General features: G+C 71.1%; 27 protein-coding genes. 15 read left to right on the forward strand and 12 right to left on the reverse strand.

From position 1 onward, the window contains the following. Positions 1 to 120 precede the first annotated feature (120 nt). Genes AB0B61_RS38770 through AB0B61_RS38780 form a run of 3 tightly spaced genes read right to left on the reverse strand, consistent with a single transcriptional unit; the run spans position 121 to position 2,757 of the window. Positions 121 to 735 carry a YigZ family protein gene (locus tag AB0B61_RS38770; protein WP_358443099.1) on the reverse strand — a complete coding sequence of 205 codons (615 nt, stop codon included), beginning with the start codon at positions 733 to 735 and terminating at the stop codon, positions 121 to 123. A gap of 55 nt (positions 736 to 790) precedes the next feature. Further along, positions 791 to 2,182, reverse strand: a complete 1,392-nt coding sequence (locus AB0B61_RS38775; protein WP_358443102.1) for an MFS transporter — start codon at positions 2,180 to 2,182, stop codon at positions 791 to 793. After that, on the reverse strand, positions 2,179 to 2,757 hold the full coding sequence (locus tag AB0B61_RS38780; protein WP_358443105.1) for a helix-turn-helix domain-containing protein: 579 nt from the start codon (positions 2,755 to 2,757) through the stop codon (positions 2,179 to 2,181). Before AB0B61_RS38780 ends, AB0B61_RS38775 begins: the two co-directional genes overlap by 4 nt. Positions 2,758 to 2,809: 52 nt before the next feature. Here AB0B61_RS38780 and AB0B61_RS38785 point away from each other — a divergent pair, with 52 nt between their 5' ends. Together AB0B61_RS38785 and AB0B61_RS38790 are read left to right on the forward strand one after the other, a co-directional pair. Beyond that, a complete protein-coding gene (locus tag AB0B61_RS38785) occupies positions 2,810 to 3,061 on the forward strand; it encodes a hypothetical protein (RefSeq protein WP_358443108.1) in 252 nt (83 codons plus the stop codon). 17 nt (positions 3,062 to 3,078) lie between these two features. Further along, on the forward strand, positions 3,079 to 3,657 hold the full coding sequence (locus AB0B61_RS38790; RefSeq protein ID WP_358443111.1) for a TetR/AcrR family transcriptional regulator: 579 nt from the start codon (positions 3,079 to 3,081) through the stop codon (positions 3,655 to 3,657). Between the two features lie 19 nt (positions 3,658 to 3,676). Here the strand turns inward: AB0B61_RS38790 and AB0B61_RS38795 are convergent, their stop codons facing one another. Beyond that, a complete protein-coding gene (locus AB0B61_RS38795; protein WP_358443114.1) occupies positions 3,677 to 4,201 on the reverse strand; it encodes a CGNR zinc finger domain-containing protein in 525 nt (174 codons plus the stop codon). Between the two features lie 96 nt (positions 4,202 to 4,297). Here AB0B61_RS38795 and AB0B61_RS38800 point away from each other — a divergent pair, with 96 nt between their 5' ends. After that, the gene (locus AB0B61_RS38800; protein ID WP_358443117.1) at positions 4,298 to 5,170 is read left to right on the forward strand and encodes a hypothetical protein; all 873 of its coding nucleotides are present in this window, start codon (positions 4,298 to 4,300) and stop codon (positions 5,168 to 5,170) included. A gap of 115 nt (positions 5,171 to 5,285) precedes the next feature. Then, entirely contained in the window at positions 5,286 to 5,744 is a 459-nt protein-coding gene (locus AB0B61_RS38805) for a MarR family transcriptional regulator (protein WP_358443120.1), read from the forward strand. Here the strand turns inward: AB0B61_RS38805 and AB0B61_RS38810 are convergent. From AB0B61_RS38810 to AB0B61_RS38820, 3 genes are read right to left on the reverse strand one after another with little or no spacing between them, the layout of a single operon-like run. Then, complete coding sequence (locus AB0B61_RS38810; RefSeq protein WP_225291204.1) at positions 5,741 to 5,953, reverse strand: hypothetical protein; 213 nt, start codon at positions 5,951 to 5,953, stop codon at positions 5,741 to 5,743. The two genes, AB0B61_RS38805 and AB0B61_RS38810, sit on opposite strands and share 4 nt — an antisense overlap. Before the next feature lie 39 nt (positions 5,954 to 5,992). Continuing rightward, positions 5,993 to 6,607 carry a LysE family translocator gene (locus AB0B61_RS38815; RefSeq protein WP_358443123.1) on the reverse strand — a complete coding sequence of 205 codons (615 nt, stop codon included), beginning with the start codon at positions 6,605 to 6,607 and terminating at the stop codon, positions 5,993 to 5,995. A 29-nt stretch (positions 6,608 to 6,636) separates the two neighbouring features. Then, positions 6,637 to 7,608: a YafY family protein gene (locus tag AB0B61_RS38820; RefSeq protein ID WP_358443126.1), complete on the reverse strand. Its 972-nt coding sequence runs from the start codon at positions 7,606 to 7,608 to the stop codon at positions 6,637 to 6,639. A 55-nt stretch (positions 7,609 to 7,663) separates the two neighbouring features. On the opposite strand from AB0B61_RS38820, the gene AB0B61_RS38825 reads away from it, so the two are divergent. Beyond that, the gene (locus AB0B61_RS38825; protein ID WP_358443251.1) at positions 7,664 to 8,413 is read left to right on the forward strand and encodes a DeoR/GlpR family DNA-binding transcription regulator; all 750 of its coding nucleotides are present in this window, start codon (positions 7,664 to 7,666) and stop codon (positions 8,411 to 8,413) included. A gap of 40 nt (positions 8,414 to 8,453) precedes the next feature. Then, positions 8,454 to 9,602 carry an MFS transporter gene (locus AB0B61_RS38830; RefSeq protein ID WP_358443129.1) on the forward strand — a complete coding sequence of 383 codons (1,149 nt, stop codon included), beginning with the start codon at positions 8,454 to 8,456 and terminating at the stop codon, positions 9,600 to 9,602. Between the two features lie 98 nt (positions 9,603 to 9,700). Here the strand turns inward: AB0B61_RS38830 and AB0B61_RS38835 are convergent, their stop codons facing one another. From AB0B61_RS38835 to AB0B61_RS38845, 3 genes are all read right to left on the reverse strand, one after another. Further along, the gene (locus AB0B61_RS38835; protein WP_358443132.1) at positions 9,701 to 10,462 is read right to left on the reverse strand and encodes a TSUP family transporter; all 762 of its coding nucleotides are present in this window, start codon (positions 10,460 to 10,462) and stop codon (positions 9,701 to 9,703) included. Positions 10,463 to 10,690: 228 nt separating this feature from the next. Further along, positions 10,691 to 11,308, reverse strand: a complete 618-nt coding sequence (locus AB0B61_RS38840) for an ATP-dependent Clp protease proteolytic subunit (protein WP_358443135.1) — start codon at positions 11,306 to 11,308, stop codon at positions 10,691 to 10,693. Between the two features lies 1 nt (position 11,309). Next, complete coding sequence (locus AB0B61_RS38845; RefSeq protein WP_358443138.1) at positions 11,310 to 11,873, reverse strand: ATP-dependent Clp protease proteolytic subunit; 564 nt, start codon at positions 11,871 to 11,873, stop codon at positions 11,310 to 11,312. A 137-nt stretch (positions 11,874 to 12,010) separates the two neighbouring features. Between AB0B61_RS38845 and AB0B61_RS38850 the strand changes: the two genes are divergently transcribed. Further along, the gene (locus AB0B61_RS38850) at positions 12,011 to 13,315 is read left to right on the forward strand and encodes a histidine kinase (RefSeq protein ID WP_358443141.1); all 1,305 of its coding nucleotides are present in this window, start codon (positions 12,011 to 12,013) and stop codon (positions 13,313 to 13,315) included. 28 nt (positions 13,316 to 13,343) lie between these two features. Beyond that, the gene (locus AB0B61_RS38855; protein WP_358443144.1) at positions 13,344 to 14,216 is read left to right on the forward strand and encodes a response regulator transcription factor; all 873 of its coding nucleotides are present in this window, start codon (positions 13,344 to 13,346) and stop codon (positions 14,214 to 14,216) included. A gap of 94 nt (positions 14,217 to 14,310) precedes the next feature. On the opposite strand, the gene AB0B61_RS38860 is transcribed toward AB0B61_RS38855, so the two are convergent. Further along, positions 14,311 to 15,165, reverse strand: coding sequence for a DUF2268 domain-containing putative Zn-dependent protease (locus tag AB0B61_RS38860; protein ID WP_358443147.1), 855 nt, complete (start codon positions 15,163 to 15,165; stop codon positions 14,311 to 14,313). A 166-nt stretch (positions 15,166 to 15,331) separates the two neighbouring features. Continuing rightward, positions 15,332 to 16,099 carry a hypothetical protein gene (locus tag AB0B61_RS38865; protein ID WP_358443150.1) on the reverse strand — a complete coding sequence of 256 codons (768 nt, stop codon included), beginning with the start codon at positions 16,097 to 16,099 and terminating at the stop codon, positions 15,332 to 15,334. Positions 16,100 to 16,153: 54 nt separating this feature from the next. Here AB0B61_RS38865 and AB0B61_RS38870 point away from each other — a divergent pair, with 54 nt between their 5' ends. From AB0B61_RS38870 to AB0B61_RS38900, 7 genes are all read left to right on the forward strand, one after another. Beyond that, positions 16,154 to 17,155, forward strand: coding sequence for a MoxR family ATPase (locus AB0B61_RS38870; RefSeq protein ID WP_358443153.1), 1,002 nt, complete (start codon positions 16,154 to 16,156; stop codon positions 17,153 to 17,155). Positions 17,156 to 17,198: 43 nt separating this feature from the next. Then, on the forward strand, positions 17,199 to 18,134 hold the full coding sequence (locus AB0B61_RS38875; protein ID WP_358443156.1) for a DUF58 domain-containing protein: 936 nt from the start codon (positions 17,199 to 17,201) through the stop codon (positions 18,132 to 18,134). A gap of 69 nt (positions 18,135 to 18,203) precedes the next feature. After that, positions 18,204 to 19,151, forward strand: a complete 948-nt coding sequence (locus AB0B61_RS38880; RefSeq protein WP_358443159.1) for a VWA domain-containing protein — start codon at positions 18,204 to 18,206, stop codon at positions 19,149 to 19,151. 11 nt (positions 19,152 to 19,162) lie between these two features. Further along, positions 19,163 to 19,753 carry a methyltransferase gene (locus AB0B61_RS38885; RefSeq protein ID WP_358443162.1) on the forward strand — a complete coding sequence of 197 codons (591 nt, stop codon included), beginning with the start codon at positions 19,163 to 19,165 and terminating at the stop codon, positions 19,751 to 19,753. Further along, positions 19,750 to 20,289: a TrmH family RNA methyltransferase gene (locus AB0B61_RS38890; RefSeq protein ID WP_357649632.1), complete on the forward strand. Its 540-nt coding sequence runs from the start codon at positions 19,750 to 19,752 to the stop codon at positions 20,287 to 20,289. Before AB0B61_RS38885 ends, AB0B61_RS38890 begins: the two co-directional genes overlap by 4 nt. Before the next feature lie 35 nt (positions 20,290 to 20,324). Beyond that, positions 20,325 to 21,125, forward strand: coding sequence for a glycerophosphodiester phosphodiesterase family protein (locus AB0B61_RS38895; protein ID WP_358443165.1), 801 nt, complete (start codon positions 20,325 to 20,327; stop codon positions 21,123 to 21,125). A 14-nt stretch (positions 21,126 to 21,139) separates the two neighbouring features. Further along, on the forward strand, positions 21,140 to 22,582 hold the full coding sequence (locus AB0B61_RS38900; protein WP_358443167.1) for an MFS transporter: 1,443 nt from the start codon (positions 21,140 to 21,142) through the stop codon (positions 22,580 to 22,582). The last annotated feature ends 9 nt before the right edge of the window (positions 22,583 to 22,591 follow it).

A 22,591-nucleotide genomic window follows, 5' to 3' on the forward strand; every position in this document is an offset into this window, starting at 1 on the left:
TGTTACGGCGTTTTTTGTTACGGCAAGCACGGTAGGGCCCAGACGCCGTACGTGGCTGAGGGCCTCCAGGGACACGGCCGCTGAGCCCGCACGGGGTCGGCCGCCGTTACGGCCGCGTTCTTAACCAGCTACGTGGATTCTGTTGCCCGGTGTCACCTGGGCCCTGCCTGCCGTCAGGGTGGCCAGCCAGTCCGTGAAGGTCGCCGTCTCGTCGTCCGCCACCGCCACCGTGAAGACGACCTTGCTGCCGTAGGACACCTCCCTGATCGGGTGTCTCGATGCCCGTAGGTCGTTCTCTATGCGGCCCGCCTGGTCGTGGGCCACTGTTACTTCCATGAGCATCGCCGGGATCATCCGGATCGGTACCGCCTGGTCCAGGGTCTCCGTCACCGCGGAGCTGTAGGCGCGGACCAGGCCGCCCGCGCCCAGGAGGGTGCCGCCGAAGTAGCGGGTCACCACCGCCACCACGTCGTTGAAGCCTCTGCCGGTCAGGGCCTGGAGCATGGGCGTGCCCGCGGTGCCGCCTGGTTCGCCGTCGTCGTCGCCCTTCCGGTCGTCGCCGATCACGTAGGCCGTGCAGTTGTGGGAGGCGCTCGGGTGCAGGTGGCGGCGCTCGGTGATGAAGGCCGAGGCTTCCGCGGGTGTCCTCGCCGGGGCGAGCGCGCAGACGAAACGGGAGCGGCGGGCCTCCGTCTCGTGCTCGATGGCGGCGCTGAGGGTGAGGTAGGAGGACACGTCCACAGATTAGTGCTCGCCGGACAGGCCGTCGGGGCTGGCATCCCCCGCCCGGTCATGGGCTGCGGCTGCTCTCCACTGATGCCGGCGCCGAGGGCGAGCCCACACCACGAGACTGGTCCATCTGCCGCCATTCACGGCGCAACCCGGTCAGCCCAATGGTGAGGAAATAGACCGCCCCGCACGTGACCAGCACCGGTGACAGTCCGGCGGCGGCCACCGCCGCGCCGGCCATGAGCCCGCCCAGTGGAATCCCGGCCCAGGCCAGCGAGTCTCCCAGCGCGTTGACCCGCCCCAGCAGCCGGCGCGGCACCCGCTCGAAGAGGATGGCGCCCAGAATCGGGTTGATGAGCCCTCCGCCGAGCCCGCTCACCGCGAACACGACCAGCATCACCCACACCGGCGCGTCCATCGCCAGGACCAGGTACCTCGGCGGCCCCGCCACCAGGAAGGCCACGAAGAACACCGCCCGCCGCGGCATCCGGTGCGCCACCGCGGCGGCCACCAGGCTCCCGCCGACCGCCGCCAATCCCATGACGGCGCTGTTCAGCCCGATCACGGCCGGGCCGTGGCCGGACTCCCGGGCCCACACCGGCACGAGTACCTGCGCGAACGCGGCGTCCAGCAGGTTCGTCACGGCGACCATGAGGGTGAGGGCCAGCAGCATCGGCTCGGCGCGCAGAAAGGCGACCCCTTCGGCGAACCGCCGCCAGTAGCCCGCCGCCCGCTCCCCCTCACCATCCGCCGAATCACGGACCGGGCCCTCGCCAGGCTCCCGTACGGGGCTCGGCCCGCCAGCCTCCGGCACTGGAGCGGCGCCCTGATTGTCTGCCGTCTGAGCGACCGCCTCCGGTGCCTGGGCGCGTGGCAGCGTCCACACGATGACGACGGAGCCGAGCGCGAAGCAGGCCCCGCTGAGCGCCAGCCCCACCAGCGGACCGGCCAACGCCACCAGCGCCCCGCCCATCGCCGGGCCCAGGGTGGCGGCCAGGCGTTCGGTCACGCCCGACAGCGCCGCGGCCCGCTCCAGCGGTATCCGGCCACGTTCGGCCGCCTCCGGCACCATGATCTCCTTGGCCAGGTCGCCGGGTCCGCGAGCCGCGCCGATCAGCGCCACCAGGCCGAGCAACACCGGGAAGGCCAGCAGGTCGAGCGCGTGCAGCAGCGCCACGGTCCCGGCTCCGGCGGCGCCCACCACGTCACCGACCCACGAGACCCGGCGCGGTCCCAGGTGATCGACCAGCGGCCCCGCGAGCAGCTTGACCAGGACGTACGGAGCCATCTCGCAGAAGGCCACGAGCCCGGTCATGGCGGCGCTGCCGGTCGTGACGAGCACGAACCACGGCAGCGCGATGGCTGAGACCCGGGTGCCGGTCAGCGACATCGCCATGGCGGCCAGGACGCCGGCCAGGGGGCGTAAGGACCGCCCGGCCACAGGAGGAGTCATGGCAGATCCGCCTCCGATCCGTCCGGTTCCGGCAGCAGGTGCATGACCAGCGAAACCCGTTCGGCACCCTCAGCCGGCTCCTCGGACGCGTCGCGCCGATAGCGGTCGATCACGGACAGCAGCTCCTCGCGCAGCCGCCCCGCCTCGTCCGAGGTGAGGCGGAGTGCCCAATGGCTGATGTCCAAGGCGTCGAACCAGGGGCGGGGCATGGTCTGCAGTTCGTTCAGCGCACGCTGGGTCAGCAGGCTGTGCGCGGCGGCCACGGAGCGCAGGTACGCCATCAGCGCCTCGGGCTCCTGCCTGGCCACGTCGCTGGAGGTCAGCCGGGTCACCTCGTGCACCGCCCGCCACCACCGCTCCCGCGCGTTCCCGCGTTCGGTGTCCTCCTCGACGAAGCCCGCCGCCGCCAGCCTGCGCAGGTGGTAGCTGGCCGTACCGGAGTTGACGCCGAGGCGCTCGGCCAGCCGGGTGGCCGTCGAAGGACCGTACTTGCGCAGCAACTGGACCAGTTCCACCCGCACCGGGTGGGCGAGGGCCCGCAGGCCCTTGGCATCGAGAACTACGACTGACGTCATGCCCCCACCTTAGATTGCCAACATCTCTTCGCAAACACTTCTTCGCGAAGAGATGTTGGTAATCGCCCCGCCACTCGCCTCCCCGGCCCGCACGCGCCGTACGTTCGGGCTCGGCGTCGTGGCGGGCGCGGCCGTCACGGCCGTGCACAACACCAAGTACAGGGACAGCTATGAAGCCGACCAGGCCAAAGGCAGACTCGTGTGCGTCTTCGGCCAGAGCACGATCGGTCTCGTCAAGGTGACGAAGGTCAGCGATGGTGACAGTGACTACATCACTATGGACCTGACAGTCCGGCAGCGCTGACGCCTACTCTTGAAGTCATGTCCGTGACGCCCTTGCGGGGCGGGCCGGCGCGCGAGGCCGAGTTGCTCGGCGTCGTGCTCGATGTGCTGCGTGAAACCGGCTACGACCGGCTGACCATCGACGCCGTGGCCGCACGCGCGAAGGCGGGCAAGCACACCGTCTACCGGCGCTGGCCGTCCAAGGCGGAACTGGTGGTGGCGGCGTTCGTCAACGCCGTCTCCACCACGCCGGTGGCGCCCGACACGGGTGAGCTGCGGGCCGATCTGCTCGGGCTGATGGAGTCGCTGGTGGGCGAGCTGGCCCGCCTGGGCGACGTCGTCGCCGGGCTGGTCGGCGAGCTCCCGCACAACGCCGACCTGGCCCGCGCGGTGCAGCAGAACTACGTCGCGACCCGGCGCCGGTTGACGCTGGAGGTGTTCGAGCGGGCCTGGGCCAGGGGCGAGCTGTCCCGCAGCGCCGACACCGACCTGCTGTGGCAGGTGGGCCCGGCGGTCCTGTTCTTCCGGGCGCTGGTGAGCGGCGAGCCCGTCGACGGCGAACTGGCCCGGCGACTCGTGGACCACGTCGTACTGCCCCTCGCGCTCGCCCGCCGATAGCCTCCCCGGCCGGCCCTCGCTAGGCCCGCCGCCGGGCGCGGTACGCGCTGGCCTTGGCGCGGTTCTGGCACGACAGCCCGCAGAAGCGCCGCGAGGCGTTACGCGTCACGTCGAAGAAGACCAGCGAACAGCCGTCCGCCTCGCACGAGCGGAGCCGTACCCCCTGCCCCACCCCGATCACCATGGCCAGGGCGGTGCCGATGTCGGCGGCCCAGGCGTCGACCAGCGAGGCCCCCGGCTGATGGAAGGCCAGCCTGGGCGGCTCGCCGCTCAGGTGGGCGACGGCCGCGTACCGCACCAGCAGCTTGTTGAGCGACGCGACGGAATCGGGACCGCCGCCGAAGACGGGCCGCAGCTCGGTGGCCACGTCCGCCAGGTGGTCGGCGTCGGCGGCGGTCAGCGCTGCGGCGGGCGTCCGCTCAAGGCGCGCCGTGGCATCGAGTACGGCGGCACGGCGCGCGGCCCCGTCGGCCGGCGGCTCAAGGTCGCGCCCATGCGCCTCACCCACGGCCAGTACGTTCACCAGGAGGACGGCGAGCTCCACCCACCGGCCAACATAACTGTCTATTTGCGATTGACCAGTGATGCGCCAGGAGTCTATCGTCACTGTCGTAGCCTACCTAGACAGTGAGGAATCGGCATGTCCATCGATGGAAGAGTCGCCCGGCGCATGTGGCACCAGTTGGAGCCGATCCACGCGGCGCTGTACTTCTCGCCGCAGGCCTTCGAGGAGGCGGCGGCGATCGGCTACGACGTGGAGTCGCGCTGGCCGAGCTACTTCGCCTACCGCACCGCGCCGTTGGGCCGTGCGGGCACGAACCTGGCCTTCGCCACCTATTACAGCTTCAGCCCGCGGACGATCGCCGAACATGTTCCGGCCGTCTGGGACACCGCGAGCCCCGAAGAGGTGCTGCGAGCCCGCCATCGGGCCGTGGACCGTACTTACCGGACCATGCTCGGCGACAAGGTCGAGGCGCTCGGCGAGGCCGCTGAGCTGGCCCGGCAGGTGGCTGAGAGCGTGACGGTGGGCGGACGGCCGTTCGCCGCCGCCAACCTGGACCTGCCCTGGCCCGATGAGCCGCACCTGGTGCTCTGGCACGCCGCCACCGTGCTGCGCGAGCACCGCGGCGACGGCCACCTGGTGGCGCTCCAGGCGGCGGAACTGGACCCGTGCGAGTCGCTGGTCTCCTTGGCCGCGATCGGCGGCGCCCCGGTGGCCAACTTCGCCGGGCGCGGCTGGAGCGAGAGCGAGTGGGCCGCCGCCCAGGACCGGCTGGCCGGGCGCGGCCTGGTGGACACCGACGGCCAGGCCACCGACCAGGGCCGGGCACTGCGCGACCAGGTCGAGCGGATGACCGACGACCTGGCCGCCGAGCCGTGGCGGCAACTGGGCGAGCAGCGCGCCGATCGGCTGGCTCAGCTCATCCAGCCGGTCCTGGGAGCCGTCTTCGAGGCGGGCATCCTCCCGATGACCAGCACGCTCGGCATCGCCACCGTGAAGGCCCCCGACTGACCGCCCAGAACCCGGCCGGCCACTCTCAGATCGCCGGCGAACCTCGCCCGTTCGTGAAGCCCTTGATCCCGTCTGAAGACGGGAGCAGTGGCCCGCATCTCGGTAGAATCCGCCTGTGAGTCGTGACGAGGAGGCCGTGCGCCACGCGGTCGAGCGGATGGCGCGGATCTTCTCCGACTGGGGCCTGCCGCCCATGGCCGCGCGGGTGCTGTTCACGATGATGGCGGCCGAGGAGCGGACGCTGACGGCCGCCGAGCTCGGCGAGCGGCTCGGCGTCAGCCCGGCCGCCATCTCCGGCGCGGTACGCCTGCTCACGCAGATGCGCCTGGTGGTGCGCGAGCCGGTGCCCGGGTCCCGCCGCGACGTCTACCGCCTGCCCGACGACGCCTGGTACGAGCTCACGCTGACCAAGATGCCGATCTTCCGGCAGATCACCGGCGAGGCGTCGGCCGCGGTCGAGGCGGTCGGCGGCGACGGCACCGCGGCCGGCGCGAACCTGGCCAGAATGCGCGACTACTTCGAGTACGTGGAGCGGGAACTGCCCCAGCTCCTCGGCAAATGGCGCGAACGCTAGCCCCTGCCGTACTTCTTGTGCACGGCCTGCTTGCTCACCCCGATCGCGTTGGCGATCTGCGCCCACGGCAGCCCGGCGACCCTGGCCCGGCGCACCTGGACCGCCTCCATGCGCTCGAGTTCGTGCCGCAGCGCGGTGGTGGCCTGCAGCGCCCGCAGCGGATCCTCGTCCTGCGCCTGCCGCATCAGCGTCGCCAGGTCGTTCGTCATCCCCTTAACGTAATCCCCTTAACGTCGTCCTGCGGCCGGTCATCGCGAATCCAGGACGAGCCTCAGGCCGAGCCCGATGAGGACGACGCCGGAGACCTGCTCGAGCCGCCGCCTGACCGCCGGGCGGCCGAGGAACGCCTTGGCCTTGGCGACGGTCCAGATGAGCAGGCCGTACCAGAGCAGGTCCACGAGCACCCAGACGACGGCGAGCGTGACCAGGGTGAGCGGGACGTCCTGCCCGCGCGGCACGAACTGCGGCAGGAACGACATCGCGAACACCGCCGCCTTCGGATTGGCCAGGCAGGTCCCGAATCCGGCCAGGAACGACCTGCGCCGCCCGCTGACCGCGTCCACCTCGACCGGCGGCGAGTCCTTGCGGCGGGCCTGCCAGAGCGACTGCGCGCCCATCACGACCAGCAGGACCGCGCCCGCGACGCGCATCACGTCATAGGCCACCTGCGAGGCCAGCACCAGCGCCGACAGGCCGAACGCGGCGGCCAGCCCCCAGATCAGGATGCCGGCCTCGTTGCCCAGGGTGGCGGCCAGGCCGGAGCCGCGCCCGGCCCGCAGGGTCTGTCTGAGGATGATCGCCGTACTGACCCCGGGAACCATCGCCACCAAGATGCACGCGCCCACGAATGCGATGAGATACATGTGGAGCATCGTGGCAGAATCGCCCGGATTCAGCCGTAGATTTTTCCGAGCTCCGCGATCGCCTCGGCCATCAGCGCGCGCAGTTCGGGTGGTCCGAGCACCTCGACGCTCGCCCCGAGCCGCAGCAGCAGCCAGCGGGCGTGCGTGAGCGACTCGATCGGCACGGTGAGCGTGCGCCAGCCCTCCGCGTCGGGCTCGCCGCCCTCGGCCAGCGCGGCGGTGACGACGTCGTTGCCCATCGTGTACGCGAGCAGGCTGTCCGTGCCGGGGGCGACCTTGATGACGGCCTCGGCGGTGTACATGCGCTCGCGGAACTCGCGTGAGTAGTCCTGCCAGAAGTCGCCGAGGTCGAAGCCCTCGGGCCGGTCGAACCCGCCGGGCAGGGTCTCCAGCGTCAGAATGCGCGCCACCCGGTAGGTGCGCGGCCTCTGCCCGTCGGGGGCGGCGATCAGATACCAGGAGCCGCCCTTGAGCACGAGGCCGTAGGGGTTCACCTCCCGCTCGACGTCCTGCTGGCCCCAGCGCCGGTAGGTCATCCGCAGCCGCCGCTGCTCCCATACCGCCGCGGCCACCTCGCTGAGATGCGGCACGTCGTCGGCGTCGCGATACCAGCCCGGCACGTCCATCAGGAAGCGCTCGCGCATCCGGGAGGCGTGCGAGCGCGGCTCGGGCGGCAGCGCGGCCAGCAGTTTCAGCTCAGCGCTCGCCACCACCTCGGACAGCCCCAGCTCGGCCGCCGGCCCCGGGAGGCCGGCCAGGAACAGCGACGACGCCTCCTCGGCCGTCAGCCCGGTCAACCGGGTGCGGTAGCCGTCGAGCAGTTGGTAGCCGCCCGCCGGGCCGCGATCGGCGTAGACCGGCACGCCGGCGGCCGACAGCGCCTCGACATCGCGATAGACGGTCCTGACCGACACCTCCAGCTCCGCGGCCAGGTCGGTGGCGGTCATCCGGCCGCGCGCCTGCAGGAGCAGCAGGAGGGAGAGCAGACGGCTGGCGCGCATGGCCCCATTGTATTGCGCACATTCATCATGTTTGTATGAACACATGGAACGTGTGATGTCCATCATGAACACCCTCCGCACCCACGACAGCGTCTCGGTCGCCGAACTGGCCGCCGAGCACGGCGTGTCGGAGATGACGATCCGCCGCGACCTGGACGAGCTGGCCCAGCAGGGCGTGCTGCGCAGGGTCAGGGGCGGCGCGCTGTCCCTCTTGCTGCGCGGCGAGGAGCCGCCGTTCGGCGTGCGGGAGCGCGAGGCGGTCGAGACCAAACAGCGGATCGGCGCCGAGGTGGCCGGGCTGATCGCCGACGGCGAGGCGGTGCTGCTCGACGGCGGCACGACCGCGCTGGAAGTGGCGCGCGCGCTGCTGGAGCGCCGGCTCACCGTGCTCCCGCTGGCGCTCCAGTCGGTGTCGCTGCTGGCCGCGGCGCCGCGCGTACGGCTGGTGCTGCCCGGCGGAGAGGTACGGCAGGGCGAGCTGAACTTCATGGGCCCCCTGACCGAGACCTCCATCAAGGCCCTGCGCTTCGACACGGCGGTGATCGGCTGCTGCGGCCTGTCCGCCGAGCACGGGCTGACCGCCCACGACCTGCCGGAGGTGGCCGTCAAGCAGGCCGCCATCGCCGCCGCCAGGCGGGTGATCGTGGCGTGCGACTCGGGCAAGTTCGCCAGGACGGCGTTCGGCGCGGTCTGCCCGATCTCGCGACTCGACGTGGTGGTGACCGACGACGGCATTCCGCGCGAGCAGCACGACGCCCTGGCGGCCGCCGGCGTCGCCGTCCGCCTCGTACAGGAGTCACAGTGAAGCGTTCCCGGGTAGCCGTTCATCTCGTCCAGGAGTCGCCGTGAGCCGCGCCCGGGTCGCCGTTTATCTGCTGTTCTTCCTGGCCGGGGCCGCCGTGGGCACCTGGACGGCCCGGATTCCGGCCATCAAGGAGAATCTCGGGCTGAGCGACGGGCGGCTGAGCCTGGCGCTGCTGGCCATCGCCGCCGGAGCGGTAGTGGGCATGCAGGCGGTCGGCCGCCTCGTCGACCGCTACGGCAGCAGCCGCGTCATGATCCCGGCCGCGCTGCTCCAGGGAGTCGTGCTCGTCCTGCCCGCCTACGCCGTGAACCTGGGCACGCTGGCCGCCGCCCTGTTCGGCTTCGGCGTGGTGCACGGAGTGCTGGACGTCTCGATGAACGCCAACGCCGTGGAGGTGGAGCGCGCGTGGGGGCGGCCGATCATGTCGTCGTTCCACGCGGTGTTCAGCATCGGCGGGTTCGCGGGCGCCGCGACCGGCGGGCTGTTCGCGCACCTGGCGCTCTCCCCCACCGTCACGTTCCTGTCCGTCGGGGCGGTGGTCGCGCTCCTGGCCGCGTGGGCGGCGGCCTGGGCGCTGCGCTCCCGTCCCGCCCCGGTGATCTCCGTGGACGGGGTACGCCCAAGGCTGCCCAAGGGCATTCTCTTCCTCGGCGTGCTGGCGTTCTGCTGCCTGGTGGGCGAGGGCGCGGCGGCCGACTGGAGTTCGGTCTACCTGCGGGAGGACCTGGCCGCGTCCGCGGGGTTCGCGGCGGCGGGGTATGCCGCGTTCTCCATCATGATGACGGCCGGTCGCCTGGCCGGGGACCGGCTGGCCGCCCGCTTCGGGCCGGTGGCGCTGGTGCGCGGGTGCGGGCTGCTGGCCGCCGCCGGGCTGGGACTGGCCCTGACGATCGGGCATCCGGTGGCGGCGGTGGCCGGGTTCGGGTGCTTCGGGGCGGGGTTGTCGTGCATCGTGCCGCAGGTGTTCTCCGCCGCCGGGCACCGTGATCCGGCGTTCGCGGGGCGAGCGCTGGCGAGGGTGGCGAGCATCGGCTATCTGGGGTTCCTGTCCGGGCCGGTGCTCATCGGGGGCATCGCCGAGCTCTCCGGGCTGCCGCGGGCGCTGGCCGTACCGGCACTGCTGGCCGCGTTCGTGGCGCTGGCCGCGACCGCGCTGCGCACTCGTACGGCCGAGCCGGTCGGCTCGTAGCCGGTCGGGTCCGAGCCAGGTTCGAACCAGGCGGGTCCTAGCCGGTCGGGTCGTGGTCCGTCGAGTCCGGCCCGCTCAGCCCCTAAGCCGGTCAGGTACTAGCCGAACTGCTGCCAGCCCAGTCTGATCACCATGGCCACCACCACGCACAAGAGCACGACGCGGACGAAGCCCGTGCCGCGCTTGAGCGCCATCCGGGCGCCCACCTGCGCGCCCGCCACGTTGCAGACGGCCATCCCCAGGCCCAGCCCCCACAGCACGTGCCCCTGCCAGGCGAACACGAACAGCGCGCCCAGATTGGTCCCGGTGTTGATGATCTTCGCCGAGGCGGAGGCCGACACGAAGTCGAGCCCGAGGATCGTGGTGAACGCGATGATCAGGAACGTCCCCGTACCCGGTCCCATGATGCCGTCATAGAAGGCGATGCCCACGCCCGCGATCGTCACGGCCGCCACGATGCGGCCGTTCGTCCGCAGATGAGGCTGCGGCACCGAGCCCATCGCCGGACGCAGCGTCACGAAGGCGGCCACGCCGATCAACACCGCCATCACGGCGGGGCGCAGCACGTCGGCCGAGATCGCGGCCGCGGCCAGGGCGCCCAGCCCGGCGCTGACCACGGCCAGCCCCACGCCGGGCAGCGCGACCGCCCGGTCCAGCTTGGTGGTGCGCGCGTAGGTCACGGCGGCGGAGGCGGTGCCGAAGACCGAGGAGAGCTTGTTGGTGGCCATCGCTTGTACGGGCGGTATGCCCGTCACCATCACCGCGGGCAACTGCACCAGCCCGCCACCGCCCACGACGGCGTCGACCCAGCCCGCGCACAGGGCAGCCGCCAACACCAACACCACATGCTCCAGCGGCACGCCACTCCCCCGATTTCCCCTGAGAACCGCCAGAAGCGTATATGTCCTGCTTTCGCAGTCGGTCAGGTGGGATGCCCCTTTGGTCCCGAAGGGCTCGGGGCGGCCGCTACACACCAGGCTCAAGCAGGCCGCCCCGCACGTCCTCGCCCTCCCCCTCGCCGCTCGCCGGACGCCCGGCGAGCGGCGAGCGGCGAGCGGCGAGCGGCTGTCGGTGTCCGCTTCCGCGCTTCAGCGGGCCTTGGTCAGTGTCCGCTTCCGGGAGGCGTAGATGTCGTCGATCAATTGGTAGGAGCGCGCCTGCTCGGCCGTGAAGATCCGGTCCCGTTCGATGTCCTTCCTGATCTCCAGCTCCGTCCTGCCCGTGTGCCGGGCCAGCATGGCCTCCTGCTGGTCGCGCATGCGCAGGATCTCCCTGGCGTGGATCTCCATGTCGCTCGACTGGCCCCGGCCGCCCTCGGTGGCGGGCTGGTGCAGCAGGATGCGGGCGTGCGGCAGGGCGGCGCGCTTGCCCGGCGTGCCCGCCGCCAGCAGCACCGCGGCGGCCGAGGAGGCCTCGCCGATGCAGACGGTGTGGATCTCCGGCCGGACGAACTGCATCGTGTCGTAGATCGCCGTCATGGCGGTGAACGAGCCGCCCGGCGAGTTGATGTACATGTTGATGTCCTGGTCGGGGTCGAGCGACTCCAGCGTCAACAATTGCGCCATCACGTCGTTGGCGCTGGTGTCGTCGATCGGCGTGCCCACGAAGATGACCCGGTCCTCGAACAGCTTGTTGTACGGGTTCATCTCCTTGATGCCGTAAGAGGTGCGCTCGGTGAACGAGGGCAGCACGTAACGTCCGCTCATGTCAGTTCATCCCCTCGGCCAGGTGGTCGACGAATCCGTATTCGAGCGCCTCCTGCGCGGTGAACCAGCGGTCGCGGTCGGAGTCGGCCTGGATCTGCTCCAGCGGCCGGCCGGTGTGCTGGGCGATGATCTCGGCCAGCCTGCGCTTGGTGTAGAGCAGGCTCTCCGCCTGGATCTGGATGTCGGTGGCCGAGCCGCCGATGCCGCCGAGCGGCTGGTGCATGACGATCCGCGCGTTGGGCAGGGCGTAGCGCTTGCCGGGGGCGCCGGCGCACAGCAGCAGCTGCCCCATGGAGGCGGCGAAGCCCATCGCGACCGTCGCGACGTCGCACGGGACGAACTGCATCATGTCGTAGAGAGCCATCCCCGCGGTCACCGATCCGCCGGGTGAATTGATGTAAAGCGTTACGTCCCGATTCGGATCCTCGGCCGCCAGCAAAAGGAGCTCGCCGCACAGCCGATTGCATATCTCGTCGTCGACCTCCTGGCCGAGAACAAGTATGCGCTCCTTCAGCAGGCGCTGGCTTACCTGGTCAGGCCAGGCCGCGCGCTGGGTCTCCGTCATGGAATCGCCTTTCTCTCGAACTATTCAACGACGCTAGACCCGGACCGCCGGAATTCCAGCTCCTTTTCGCTGGGGGCGCATTTCTCTAAAGGCGCATTCCACCGAGAGCGAATAACTGTCGACATACAATCGCGAGTGTGAGATGGAACCTGCCCCGGCGATGGGCGTGCCTGATCCTCGGCGGCGCGCTGCTGATGCCGTACATGATGGCGGGGGTCCTGACGTCGGGCCTGCTCCAGGGCCAGTCGGTCAACATGTACCTGCCCGCCCAGCTCGGGGTGTTCGTGGCGGTGCTGCCGGTGGTGGCGCTGAGCGGGCTGTTCCTGCCGGTACGTGCACTGGAGGTGAGCGCCGCCCAAGGGCTGCTCGGCGCCGGCGTGGAGACGCCGCCCAGGCAGGCGCGCCGGTCGTGGGAGGAACGGTGGCGCACGACCGCCTGGTACACCCTCCACCTGGGAATCGGCGGCTTAGCGAGCGGGTTCACGCTGGCCGGGATTCCGTTCACGGTCTTCACGTTCGCGGTGCCGTTCGTCGGCGGGCCCGCGCGCCTGCTGGGGTTCGACGTCGAGCCGGGCTGGGCGGCGCTGTACTGGTCGCTGATCGGGCTGGCCGTGCTCGGCGCGGTGGTGCTGGTGGCGGCCGGTGCGAGCGCCCTGCTGGCCCGGCTGGCCCCCGTGCTGCTCGGCCCCACCCCGGGCGAACGACTGGCCGCGGCCGAGCGGCAGGCCCGTACGCTGGCCGAGCGCAACCGGCTGGCGCGCGAACTGCACGACTCCGTCGGCCACGCCCTGAGCGTCGTCACCCTCCAGGCCGCCGCGGCCGGGCGGGTGCTCGACCGCGACCCGGAGACGGCCAGGACGGCCCTGGCGGCCATCGAGCAGTCCGCCCGCGCCGCCCTGGACGACCTCGACCACGTCCTCGGCGTCCTGCGCGACGGCTCCCCGCCCCCGGAGGCCGGGCCGCCGCAGGCGACGCTGGCCGATCTCGGCGACCTCGCCGCCGCCACCGGCGCCGACGTGCGCCGCGAGGTGGGCGACCTGACCGGCGTGCCCGCCGTGGTCTCCAGGGAGGCCTACCGGATCGTCCAGGAGGCACTGACCAACGCCATCAAACACGGCCAGGGGCCGGTACGCCTGGCCGTCGCCGTACAGGACGACGACCTGAGGCTGGAGATCACCAACAGGACCACCGCGAACGGCGCCCGGTCAGGCGCACAGACCAAACAGACCCATCGGTCAAGCGCGCAGCCCAAGCGGCCAGGCGCGGAACCGGACGGCCGGACGGCCACCGGGTCCGGCGCAGAACCTGGCGGCCGGTCGGGAGGTCGCGGTGTGACCGGTATGGGGGAACGTGTCCGGCTGCTGCGCGGCGATCTGGAGGCGGGACCGGTGAAGGACGGCTGGCGCGTGTCCGTCCGGCTGCCGCTACGGTCGATTTCATGACATCCACGGTCGGTTCCGTGACACCCCCATGGTCGGCACCCCCATGGTCGGTGTCGTCGCGGTCGGCGCCGTCACGGTCGACGCTCCGGCGGTCGACGCTCCGGCGGTCGACGCTCCGGCGGTCGACGCTCCGGCGGTCGACGCTCCGGCGGTCGACGCTCCGGCGGTCGACACCGCCACAGTCGGCACGGACACAGTCGGCACGGCCACGATCGACGCCCCTGCGATCGACGCCTCGGCGGTCGGGGTCGTGACGCTCAAGGTCGTGATCGCCGACGATGAGGATCTCATCCGGGCCGGTCTGCGGGTCATCATCGATGCCGAGCCGGGGCTGAGCGTGGTCGGCGAGGCCGGTGACGGTGCCGCGGTGGTGCCCGTGGTGCGCCGTGAGCGGCCCGACGTGGTCCTGATGGACGTACGCATGCCCGCCGTGGACGGCATCCAGGCCACCCGGCGTCTGGTGGCCATGGACGAGGCGCCCAAGGTGCTGGTGGTCACCACGTTCGAGAACGACGACTACGTCTACGAGGCGTTGCGGGCGGGCGCCAGCGGGTTCCTGCTCAAGCGGACCAGGCCCGACGAGCTGGTCCACGCGATCAAGCTGGTGGCGGCCGGGGAGTCGCTGCTGTTCCCGGCCGCGATCCGGACGCTGGCCGGCCGCCGGTCCACCGACGCCCGGCCCGCCTCGGTGCCCGGCATCGGGCGGCTGACGGGCCGCGAGGGTGATGTGCTGCGGCTGATGACCAAGGGGCTGTCCAACGGCGAGATCGCCGCCGAGCTGGTCGTCAGCCAGGAGACCGTCAAGACGCACGTCGGCAACGTGCTCACGAAGCTGGGCGCGCGAGACCGCACCCAGGCCGTGATCGCCGCCTACGAGTCGGGCTTCGTTTGCCCCCGCTAAGACGAAGCCTCAGCTCGACCAGGCCTCCCTCACTCAGGCCAAGCCTCACCCCGCTAAGCCCACGCCTCCCTCGCTCGCACCGAGCCTCAGGCCGCTAAGAGGAAGCCTCGCCCCGCGGCACGATCTGCGACAGCGGCAGTGCCGTGCTCTCCGCGACCGTCATCCCGGTGGCGGCCAGGTGGGCGTCCACCAGCCGCAACCCCACCGCATATCCCGCCATGTCGGGAATGCCGCGAGGCTCCTGCCCGAACCGCGCCACGGTGGTGTCCCCCAGCACGTACGCGGACGTGAGGTGCATGCCCTCCAGATCGAAGTCGGCCATGATCTTCTCGTCGGCCCGGTCCAGCTCCTCTCCGCTGACCATCGACGACCACGGCCCCATGGCCTCGACCCCCGACAGCTCCCGTACGAACGCCTCCGCCAGCCCTTCGGAGATCACGTGCTCCCCCACCGTCGGGTGCCACGGCACGTTGGTGTAGCGCGCCTGGTGGTGGAACTCGTGGACGGCGCAGTGCGCGATCCTGCCGATGACCTCCTCCGACGGCCAGCCGAGCAGGTACAGCAGGCCAGGCGAGCTGCCCATCCCGTAGTAGCCGCCCGTGACCTTCATCAACTGCTCGCTGTCGGGATCGCCCAGCACGAACAGCACCCGCAACGACTCGGGCAACTTCAGGCCGGCCAGCCGATCGGCGGCCCGGTGCAGCTCGTGCTCGATCTGCCCCAGGACGTCCGCCTCCATCATGGCGTGGAGGGCGGACAGGTAACGCGGGTCCTCGGCGTCCACCCGGAAGCCGCTGCCCTGGTGGTGGATGTCGACGATGTCGCCCGGAATCGGGATGACCTGGCGGATGGGCGCGAGCAGCTCGCGCAGCAGGTCGGGGCGCCGCTCCAGCGGCTGCTCCAGCAGCTCGGCCATGGGCGTGAGCGTGTCTTGAACGATGAACTCCATGTCCACGGACGCTAGAACCTCACGCAACGTGAGGCTCAAACCAAAAACCCACGACCCGGAAACCCGCGCCCCGCAAAGCAGCCCCACAGGACAGCCCGCCGGAAATCCGCGCGGAACAGGACGGCGCGCCGGAAATCCGCGCGCCGCAAACCGGCGAGCCGTGAGATCAGAGCGGCGAACCGTCTCCCGTGTCCTCGCCGGGCGTCGGCCCCGGCGTGGCCTGGCCGCTCTTGCTCGGCGCCGGCGTCTGGCTGGGCGTCGGCTGCTGCGGCTCCCGTGTGGCCGGCGTCGGGGGCGCCGTCGGCTGGAAGTTCGTCGGCGGCAGGGGCCTGGGCAGCGGCTCGGCGTCCTCCCTGCCCATGATCAGCAGCAGCGCGATCACCGTACCGAGCAGCAGCAGCACGGCCAGCGCCAGCGCGGCCATCAGCACCCGCCGGCGCGTCTCGGTGAGCGGCCGGCGTCCGCGCGGCTGCCCGGGGAGGGCGGGGGCGCGGTCGGTCAGCCAGTACGGTACGAAGTCCGGGCCATGCGCCTGTCCGATGAGGGTGCCGCCGACCATCACCGGTTCCAGGAACCACTCGGCCCCCGGCTGGCCCGGCGCGTACGGCACCGCCACCCAGGGAGCCGTGCCGGTCTCCATCGCCAGCACCTCCGGCGCGCCGTCCAGCACCGCGGCGCGCGTCTTGGTGGCCCGGCCGAGCCAGCCGCGCATGCCGGCGGGCGCGGCCTCGCGCATCACGGTCACGAACCGTTCGCGCGCGGCGGCGTCGAAGGCGGCGCCCCGGGTCAGCAGGGCCAGGGAGACGGCGCGCCCGTCCGCCCCCTGCCCGAGGTAGACGAAACCGGCCGGCGCCGAGTGCAGGCGGGCCTGCACGACGAACGGCCCCAGCCGGGGCGGATCTCCGTACTGCAGCGGACTGGCCACGTTTGCCATGAAAGCACAGACCGGCGCCGTGCACGTTTGCGGGACGTTTGGTGGAATGGCGTCATGAGCGTCGCCGAAGATTTGCCAGACGAAACCGATGCGGCCGTGCTGCGTCAAACTCTTGACGAGGTCCGGCGGGTGATCGTCGGCCAGGACCACATGGTCGAGAGGTTGGTCGTCGCGTTGCTGGCCCGCGGTCACTGCCTGCTGGAAGGCGTGCCAGGCGTCGCCAAGACCCTCGCCGCGTCCACCTTGGCCACGGTGGTGGGCGGCACGTTCGCCCGGATCCAGTTCACCCCGGACCTGGTGCCGAGCGACATCGTCGGCACCCGCGTGTTCCATCCCTCCAACGAGAAGTTCGACGTCGAGCTGGGTCCGGTGTTCGTCAACTTCCTGCTCGCCGACGAGATCAACCGGGCGCCCGCCAAGGTTCAGTCGGCGCTGCTGGAGGTGATGGCCGAGCGCCAGGTCACGCTGGCCGGGGTCACGCACCAGCTGCCCAGGCCGTTCATCGTGCTGGCCACCCAGAACCCGATCGAGTCCGAGGGCGTCTACCCGCTGCCCGAGGTGCAGCGCGACCGGTTCCTGTTCCGCGTACGGGTGCCGCACCCGAGCGCGCACGAGGAGCTGGAGATCCTGCACCGCATGAGCGTCACCCCGCCGACGCCCGAGCGCGTGCTGGACCCCGCGCGGCTGATGGCGCTGCAGGAGGCGGCCGAGCAGATCTCGGTGCACCAGCTCGTCGCCGACTATGTCGTACGGCTGGTCATGTCCACCCGATCACCCGCCGAGTACGGCCTGGGCCAGCTGGCCGAGACCATCGAGATCGGCGTCAGCCCGCGCGCCACGCTCGGCCTGGTCTCCGCCGGGCGCGCCCTGGCCCTGCTGCGCGGCCGTGACTACCTGCTGCCCGACGACGTACGGGACGTGGCCGTCGACGTGATGTCGCACCGGCTGATGCTCACCTTCGACGCGCTGGCCGACGGCGTCGATCCCGAACAGGTGGTCCGGCAGATCCTGCACGCCGTACCGCCGCCCCTCGTCGTGTGGAACCAGAACCGATGACGGTGACGGGACCGGAACCGATGACGCGGACGGGGCACGGCCGATGAGAACGGCCGAGCAGGCGCTGCGGCGGCTGGAGCTGACGGTGACCCGGCGGCTCGACGGGCTGCTGCACGGCGCCCACCTGGGGCTGCTGCCGGGGACCGGCAGCGAGGCGGGCGACAGCCGGATCTACGTGCCCGGCGAGGACGACGTGCGGCGGATGGACTGGGCGGTCACCGCCCGCACGACCGTGCCGCACGTCCGCGACCTGATCGCCGACCGCGAGCTGGAGACGTGGGCGCTGGCCGATTTGTCGCCCAGCATGGACTTCGGCACCGCCGACAGTGACAAGCGCGATCTGGTGGTGGCCGCGGTGGGCGCGATCGGGTTCCTGTCCAGCCGGATGGGCGACCGGTTCGGGGCGCTGGTGCTGCACGACGAGTTCGTGCACCGGATGCCGGCGCGCACCGGGCGGCCCGCCCTGTACGGGCTGCTGCACTCGCTGATGGACGCGCCGCGCGGGCAGGCCGTACCCGACGCGCCCGACCTGGCGGAGGGCATCGACGTGCTGGCCGCCACCCGCAGGCGGCGCGGCATGCGGCTGATCGTCTCGGACTTCCTCGACGCCCGGCCCGAGCTCGACCCCGGCGCCGAGCGGCCCTGGGAGCGGCCGATCAAGCGATTGTCGGCCCGCCACCAGGTGCTGGCCGTGGAGATCATCGACCCGCGCGAGCTCGAACTCCCCGATGTGGGCCGGGTCGCGTTCGCCGACCCCGAGAGCGGGCACGTACGCGAAGTGCACCTTTCCCCTAAAGTACGCCGAGACTATGCCGAAGCGGCGGCACTGCAACGCGAAGGCACCAAGGCCGCGCTGCGCCGCGCCGGTGTGGCGCACCTGGTGCTGCGGACCGACAGGGACTGGGTGTTCGATGTCGCGCAGTTCGTCCTGCGCCAGCGGCGCATGACCCATCTCGCCCATCGGAGGGCACGTGCGTAGCCGGACCGCCATCGAACAGCGCGACAATGGGCCTATGCCGAAGGAGGCAGGCCGAAAGAAGGAGGCAGGGTGACCTTTCTGTCGCCGGCGTGGTTGTGGCTGTTCGCGGTGGTGGCGCTGCTCGTGGTCGGATACGTCGTGGCGCAGTTCGCCAGGCGCCGCTACACCGTGCGCTTCACCAACCTCGCGCTGCTCGACCTGGTCGCGCCCGCCGGCCCCGGCTGGCGGCGGCATGTGGCGCCGCTGCTGTTCCTGGTCATGATGTCGCTCCTGGTCATCGGCGCGGCCAAGCCGGCCGACCAGGTGAAGGTGCCGCGCGACCGGGCCACCATCATGATCGCGCTGGACGTGTCGCTGTCGATGGACGCCGACGACGTCCAGCCCAACAGGATCAGCGCCGCCAAGGCCGCCGCCCAGGCGTTCGCCAGGGAGCTGCCCGACCGGTTCAACGTCGGCGTGGTCTCCTTCGCCCGCTCGGCCAACGTGGTCATCGCCCCCACCACCGACCACCAGGCCGTCGTGACCGCGATCGGCAACCTGACCACCCGGCCGGGCACCGCGATCGGCGAGGCGGTGTTCAACTCGCTCGACTCCGTACGCTCCTTCGACCAGCAGGCGGCCACGGATCCGCCGCCGGCCGCGATCGTGTTGCTGTCCGACGGCGACAACACCTCGGGCCGGGGCGTCAACGAGGCCATCGACGCCGCCCAGCAGGCCCGGGTGCCGGTCTCCACGATCGCCTACGGCACGCAGGAGGGCACCGTCTCCATCGACGGCCGGCCGGTGAACGTGCCGGTCAACAAGCAGACCCTGCAGTCGCTGTCCGACGGCACCAGCGGCCGGGCCTACGCCGCGGAGTCCGGCAGCGAGCTGCGTGACGTCTACGAGCAGATCGGCACCTCGCTCGGCTTCAAGCTGGTGGACCAGGAGGTCACCCAGTGGTTCATTGTGGCCGCCATGGTGGCCGGGCTGCTGGTGGCGGGTGCCGCGGTCCTGTTCGGTGCCCGGATCCCGTAACGTTTTGCCACGTGGCCCACTATTTCTCCGAGCAGCCGCAGACCGCGAGCCGGCCGGGCTCCGTCGACCTGGTGCTGCCCGACCTGCACCTGCGACTGGAGACCGACCGGGGGGTGTTCTCTCCCGAGCGGGTCGATCTCGGCACCCGCGTGCTGCTGGAGAGCGTGCCGCCGCCGCCGCAGGAGGGCGACCTGCTCGACCTGGGCTGCGGCTACGGCCCGATCGCGCTGACCATGGCCTCGCGGGCGCCCGGCGCGAGCGTCTGGGCCGTCGACGTCAACCGGCGCAGCCTGGAGCTCACCGCGCGCAACGCCCAAGCCGTCGGCCTTGACAAAGTAAGGTCCGTACATATCGACGAGGTACCCGATGACGTGAAATTTCGGGCTATCTGGTCTAATCCCGCTATCCGTATTGGCAAGCCCGCCCTGCACGAGATGCTCACCCGCTGGCTCACCCGGCTGACGCCCGACGGCGTCGCCTACCTGGTCGTACAGAAGCACCTCGGCTCCGACTCCCTGCAGCGCTGGCTCGGCGAGCAGGGCTGGCAGGCCGGCCGCGCGGCCTCCCGCGCCGCCTACCGAATCCTGAAGGTAACCCGATGAGAAGGCAGCTGCGCCCCACCGACGTCAAGCGGCTCAACCGCACCTGGCGCAGAAACACCTCGAACCGGCTGTCGCTGATCCTCGAGTCGGTCACCGGCCCGTTCAACGTCGGCTCGATCTTCCGCAGCGCCGCCGCGTTCGGCGTCGACCAGATCTGGCTGGCGGGCAACGCCACCCCGCCGACCAACCCGAAGGCGGGCAAGACGGCGCTCGGCACCGAGCGGCTGGTCACCTGGCACGAGCCGGTCCCCGCGGTCGACGCGGTGAAGGCCGCCCGCGAGGACGGCTACTCCGTGCTGGCCATCGAGCTGACCGCCGAGGCCGTGCCCCTGCACCGGGCCGACCTGGGCCGCGACGTGTGCCTGGTGGTCGGCAGCGAGGATCACGGCTGCTCGCCGGCCCTGCTCGACGCCGTCGACGGGGTCTGCTACATCCCGCAGGTCGGGCGGGTCGGCTCGTTCAACGTCTCGGTGGCCGCCGCCATCGCGCTGGCCGAGGCCCGACGCCAGGAATGGCAGAATCTCCCCGATTTGTAACCTCATTTTTTCCCACGGAAGGCATACTTCAGGACGTGCTCAGCCGCCGCTTCGCGTTTCTCGATCATCCGGGCCCGCTGGCCTTCGCGCATCGCGGGGGCGCCGCCGAGGGCGCCGAGAACTCCGTCGCCGCCTTCGAGCAGGCCGTCCGGCTGGGCTATCGCTATCTGGAGACCGACGCGCACGCCACGGCCGACGGAGTGCTGCTCGCCTTCCACGACCACACCCTCGACCGGGTCACCGACCGGCGCGGCCGCATCTCGGAGCTGCCCTACAGCGCGGTCAGGCAGGCGCGCATCGGGGGTGTGCACGAGATCCCGCTGCTGGAGGATCTGCTCGGCGGCTGGCCGGAGATCCGCTTCAACATCGACGTGAAGGAGGCCGCCGCGATCGCGCCGCTCGCCGAGGCGGTCCGCCGCACCGGGGCCTACGACCGGATCTGCCTGACCTCCTTCTCCGACGAGCGCCTGGTGCTGGCCAGGGCCGCGCTCGGCCGGGAGGTCTGCTCGGCGCTCGGCCCGCGCGGCGTCGCCGCGCTGCGCGCCGCCGCGTCCACCTCCGGCTACGGGCGGCTGCTGACCCGGCTCAAGCGCGCGGGCGTGCCCTGCGCGCAGGTGCCGGTGGGCTTCCGCGGCCTGCGCGTCACCACCGGCCGTCTCATCCGTACGGCGCACGCCATCGGCATGCAGGTGCACGTATGGACGATCAACGACCCCGCCCGCATGGAACACCTGCTCGACCTCGGCGTCGACGGTGTCATGACCGACAACGTCACCGGCCTGCGTGACGTGCTGGAACGTCGCGGCCAGTGGCATCCGGGCCGCATGGCCGCATAGGAGCGACACGACACATGCCCGTACCCGCACCCCCCGCGGCTCCCGACGACACCGCCGACTCCCCGTCGGCACGCAGGCGCGAACAACGCGGCTGGTACGTCTACGACTGGGCCAACTCCGCCTTCTACACCACGATCATCTCGGTCTTCCTCAGCCCGTACCTCATCTCGGTCGCCAGGACCGCGGCCTGCGCCAAGGACTTCCCCTCGGTCGCGGCCGCCACCTGCTCGACCGACTTCGACAAGCTGGCCGAGGCCAACCCGGGCCTGGGCTACGTCGACGTGCTGGGCGCCGACATCAGACCGGCCGCGTTCTTCGGGCTGACCCTGACCGTGGCGGTGCTGCTGCAGATCCTCTGCCTGCCGATCGTGGGCGCGCTGGCCGACCACACCGGGCGCAAGAAGGAGATGCTCGGCGGCTTCGCCTACGTGGGCGCGCTGGCCACGGTGGGCCTGTACTTCCTCGAGGGCGACCGCTACATGCTGGGCGGGGTGCTGTTCATCCTGGCCAACCTGGCCTACGGCTCGTCCGTGGTGGTCTACGACTCCTTCCTGCCGCAGATCTCCACCGCCGAGGAACGCGACCGCGTCTCCTCCCGCGGCTGGGCGATCGGCTATCTGGGCGGCGGCGTGCTGCTCGCGCTCAACCTGGTGCTCTACCTCAAGCACGAGAGCTTCGGGCTGAACGAGGGCATGTCGGTGCGGATCAGCATGATGTCGGCGGGCCTGTGGTGGGCCATCTTCACGATCGTCCCCCTGCTCAGGCTGCGCAACCGGCCGGTCGCGGCCCACGAGAGCACGGCGCTGCGCTCTGTCGGCGGCAGCTTCAAGCAGCTCGGCCGTACGCTGAGCGAGCTGCGCCAATATCCGCTGACGCTGCTGTTCCTGGTGGCCTACCTCGTCTACAACGACGGCGTGCAGACCGTCATCGGCAACAGCTCGGCCTTCGCCTCCGAGGCGCTCAAGCTGAGCAAGGAGACGCAGATCAGCGCGATCCTCATGGTGCAGTTCGTGGCGTTCTTCGGCGCGCTGCTGATGGGCTGGCTGGCCCGCCGGTTCGGCACCAAGCACACGGTGCTGGGCAGCCTGGTGGTGTGGACGGTGATCGTCCTGGCCGCGTACTTCCTTCAGGAGAAGGCCGCCCTGCAGTTCTACCTGCTGGCCTTCGCCATCTCGATCGTGCTGGGCGGCACCCAGGCGCTGTCGCGCTCGCTGTTCTCGCTGGTCATCCCGAAGGGGCGGGAGGCCGAATACTTCAGCCTGCTGCAGATCAGTGACAAGGGGTCGGCGTTCATCGGCTCCCTGACGGTGACGATCGCGGTCCAGCTCACCAACAGCTACCGGATCGCCATCATCTCGATGATCATTTTCTTCGTAATCGGCTTCGTCCTGCTGGCCATGGTCAACCTGCCGAAGGCCATCCGCGCCGCGGGCAACGAGGTGCCGGCGCGGATCTGACACCTGTCT

It is taken from the genome of Nonomuraea sp. NPDC049158 (assembly GCF_040648335.1).
Taxonomy (GTDB): domain Bacteria; phylum Actinomycetota; class Actinomycetes; order Streptosporangiales; family Streptosporangiaceae; genus Nonomuraea.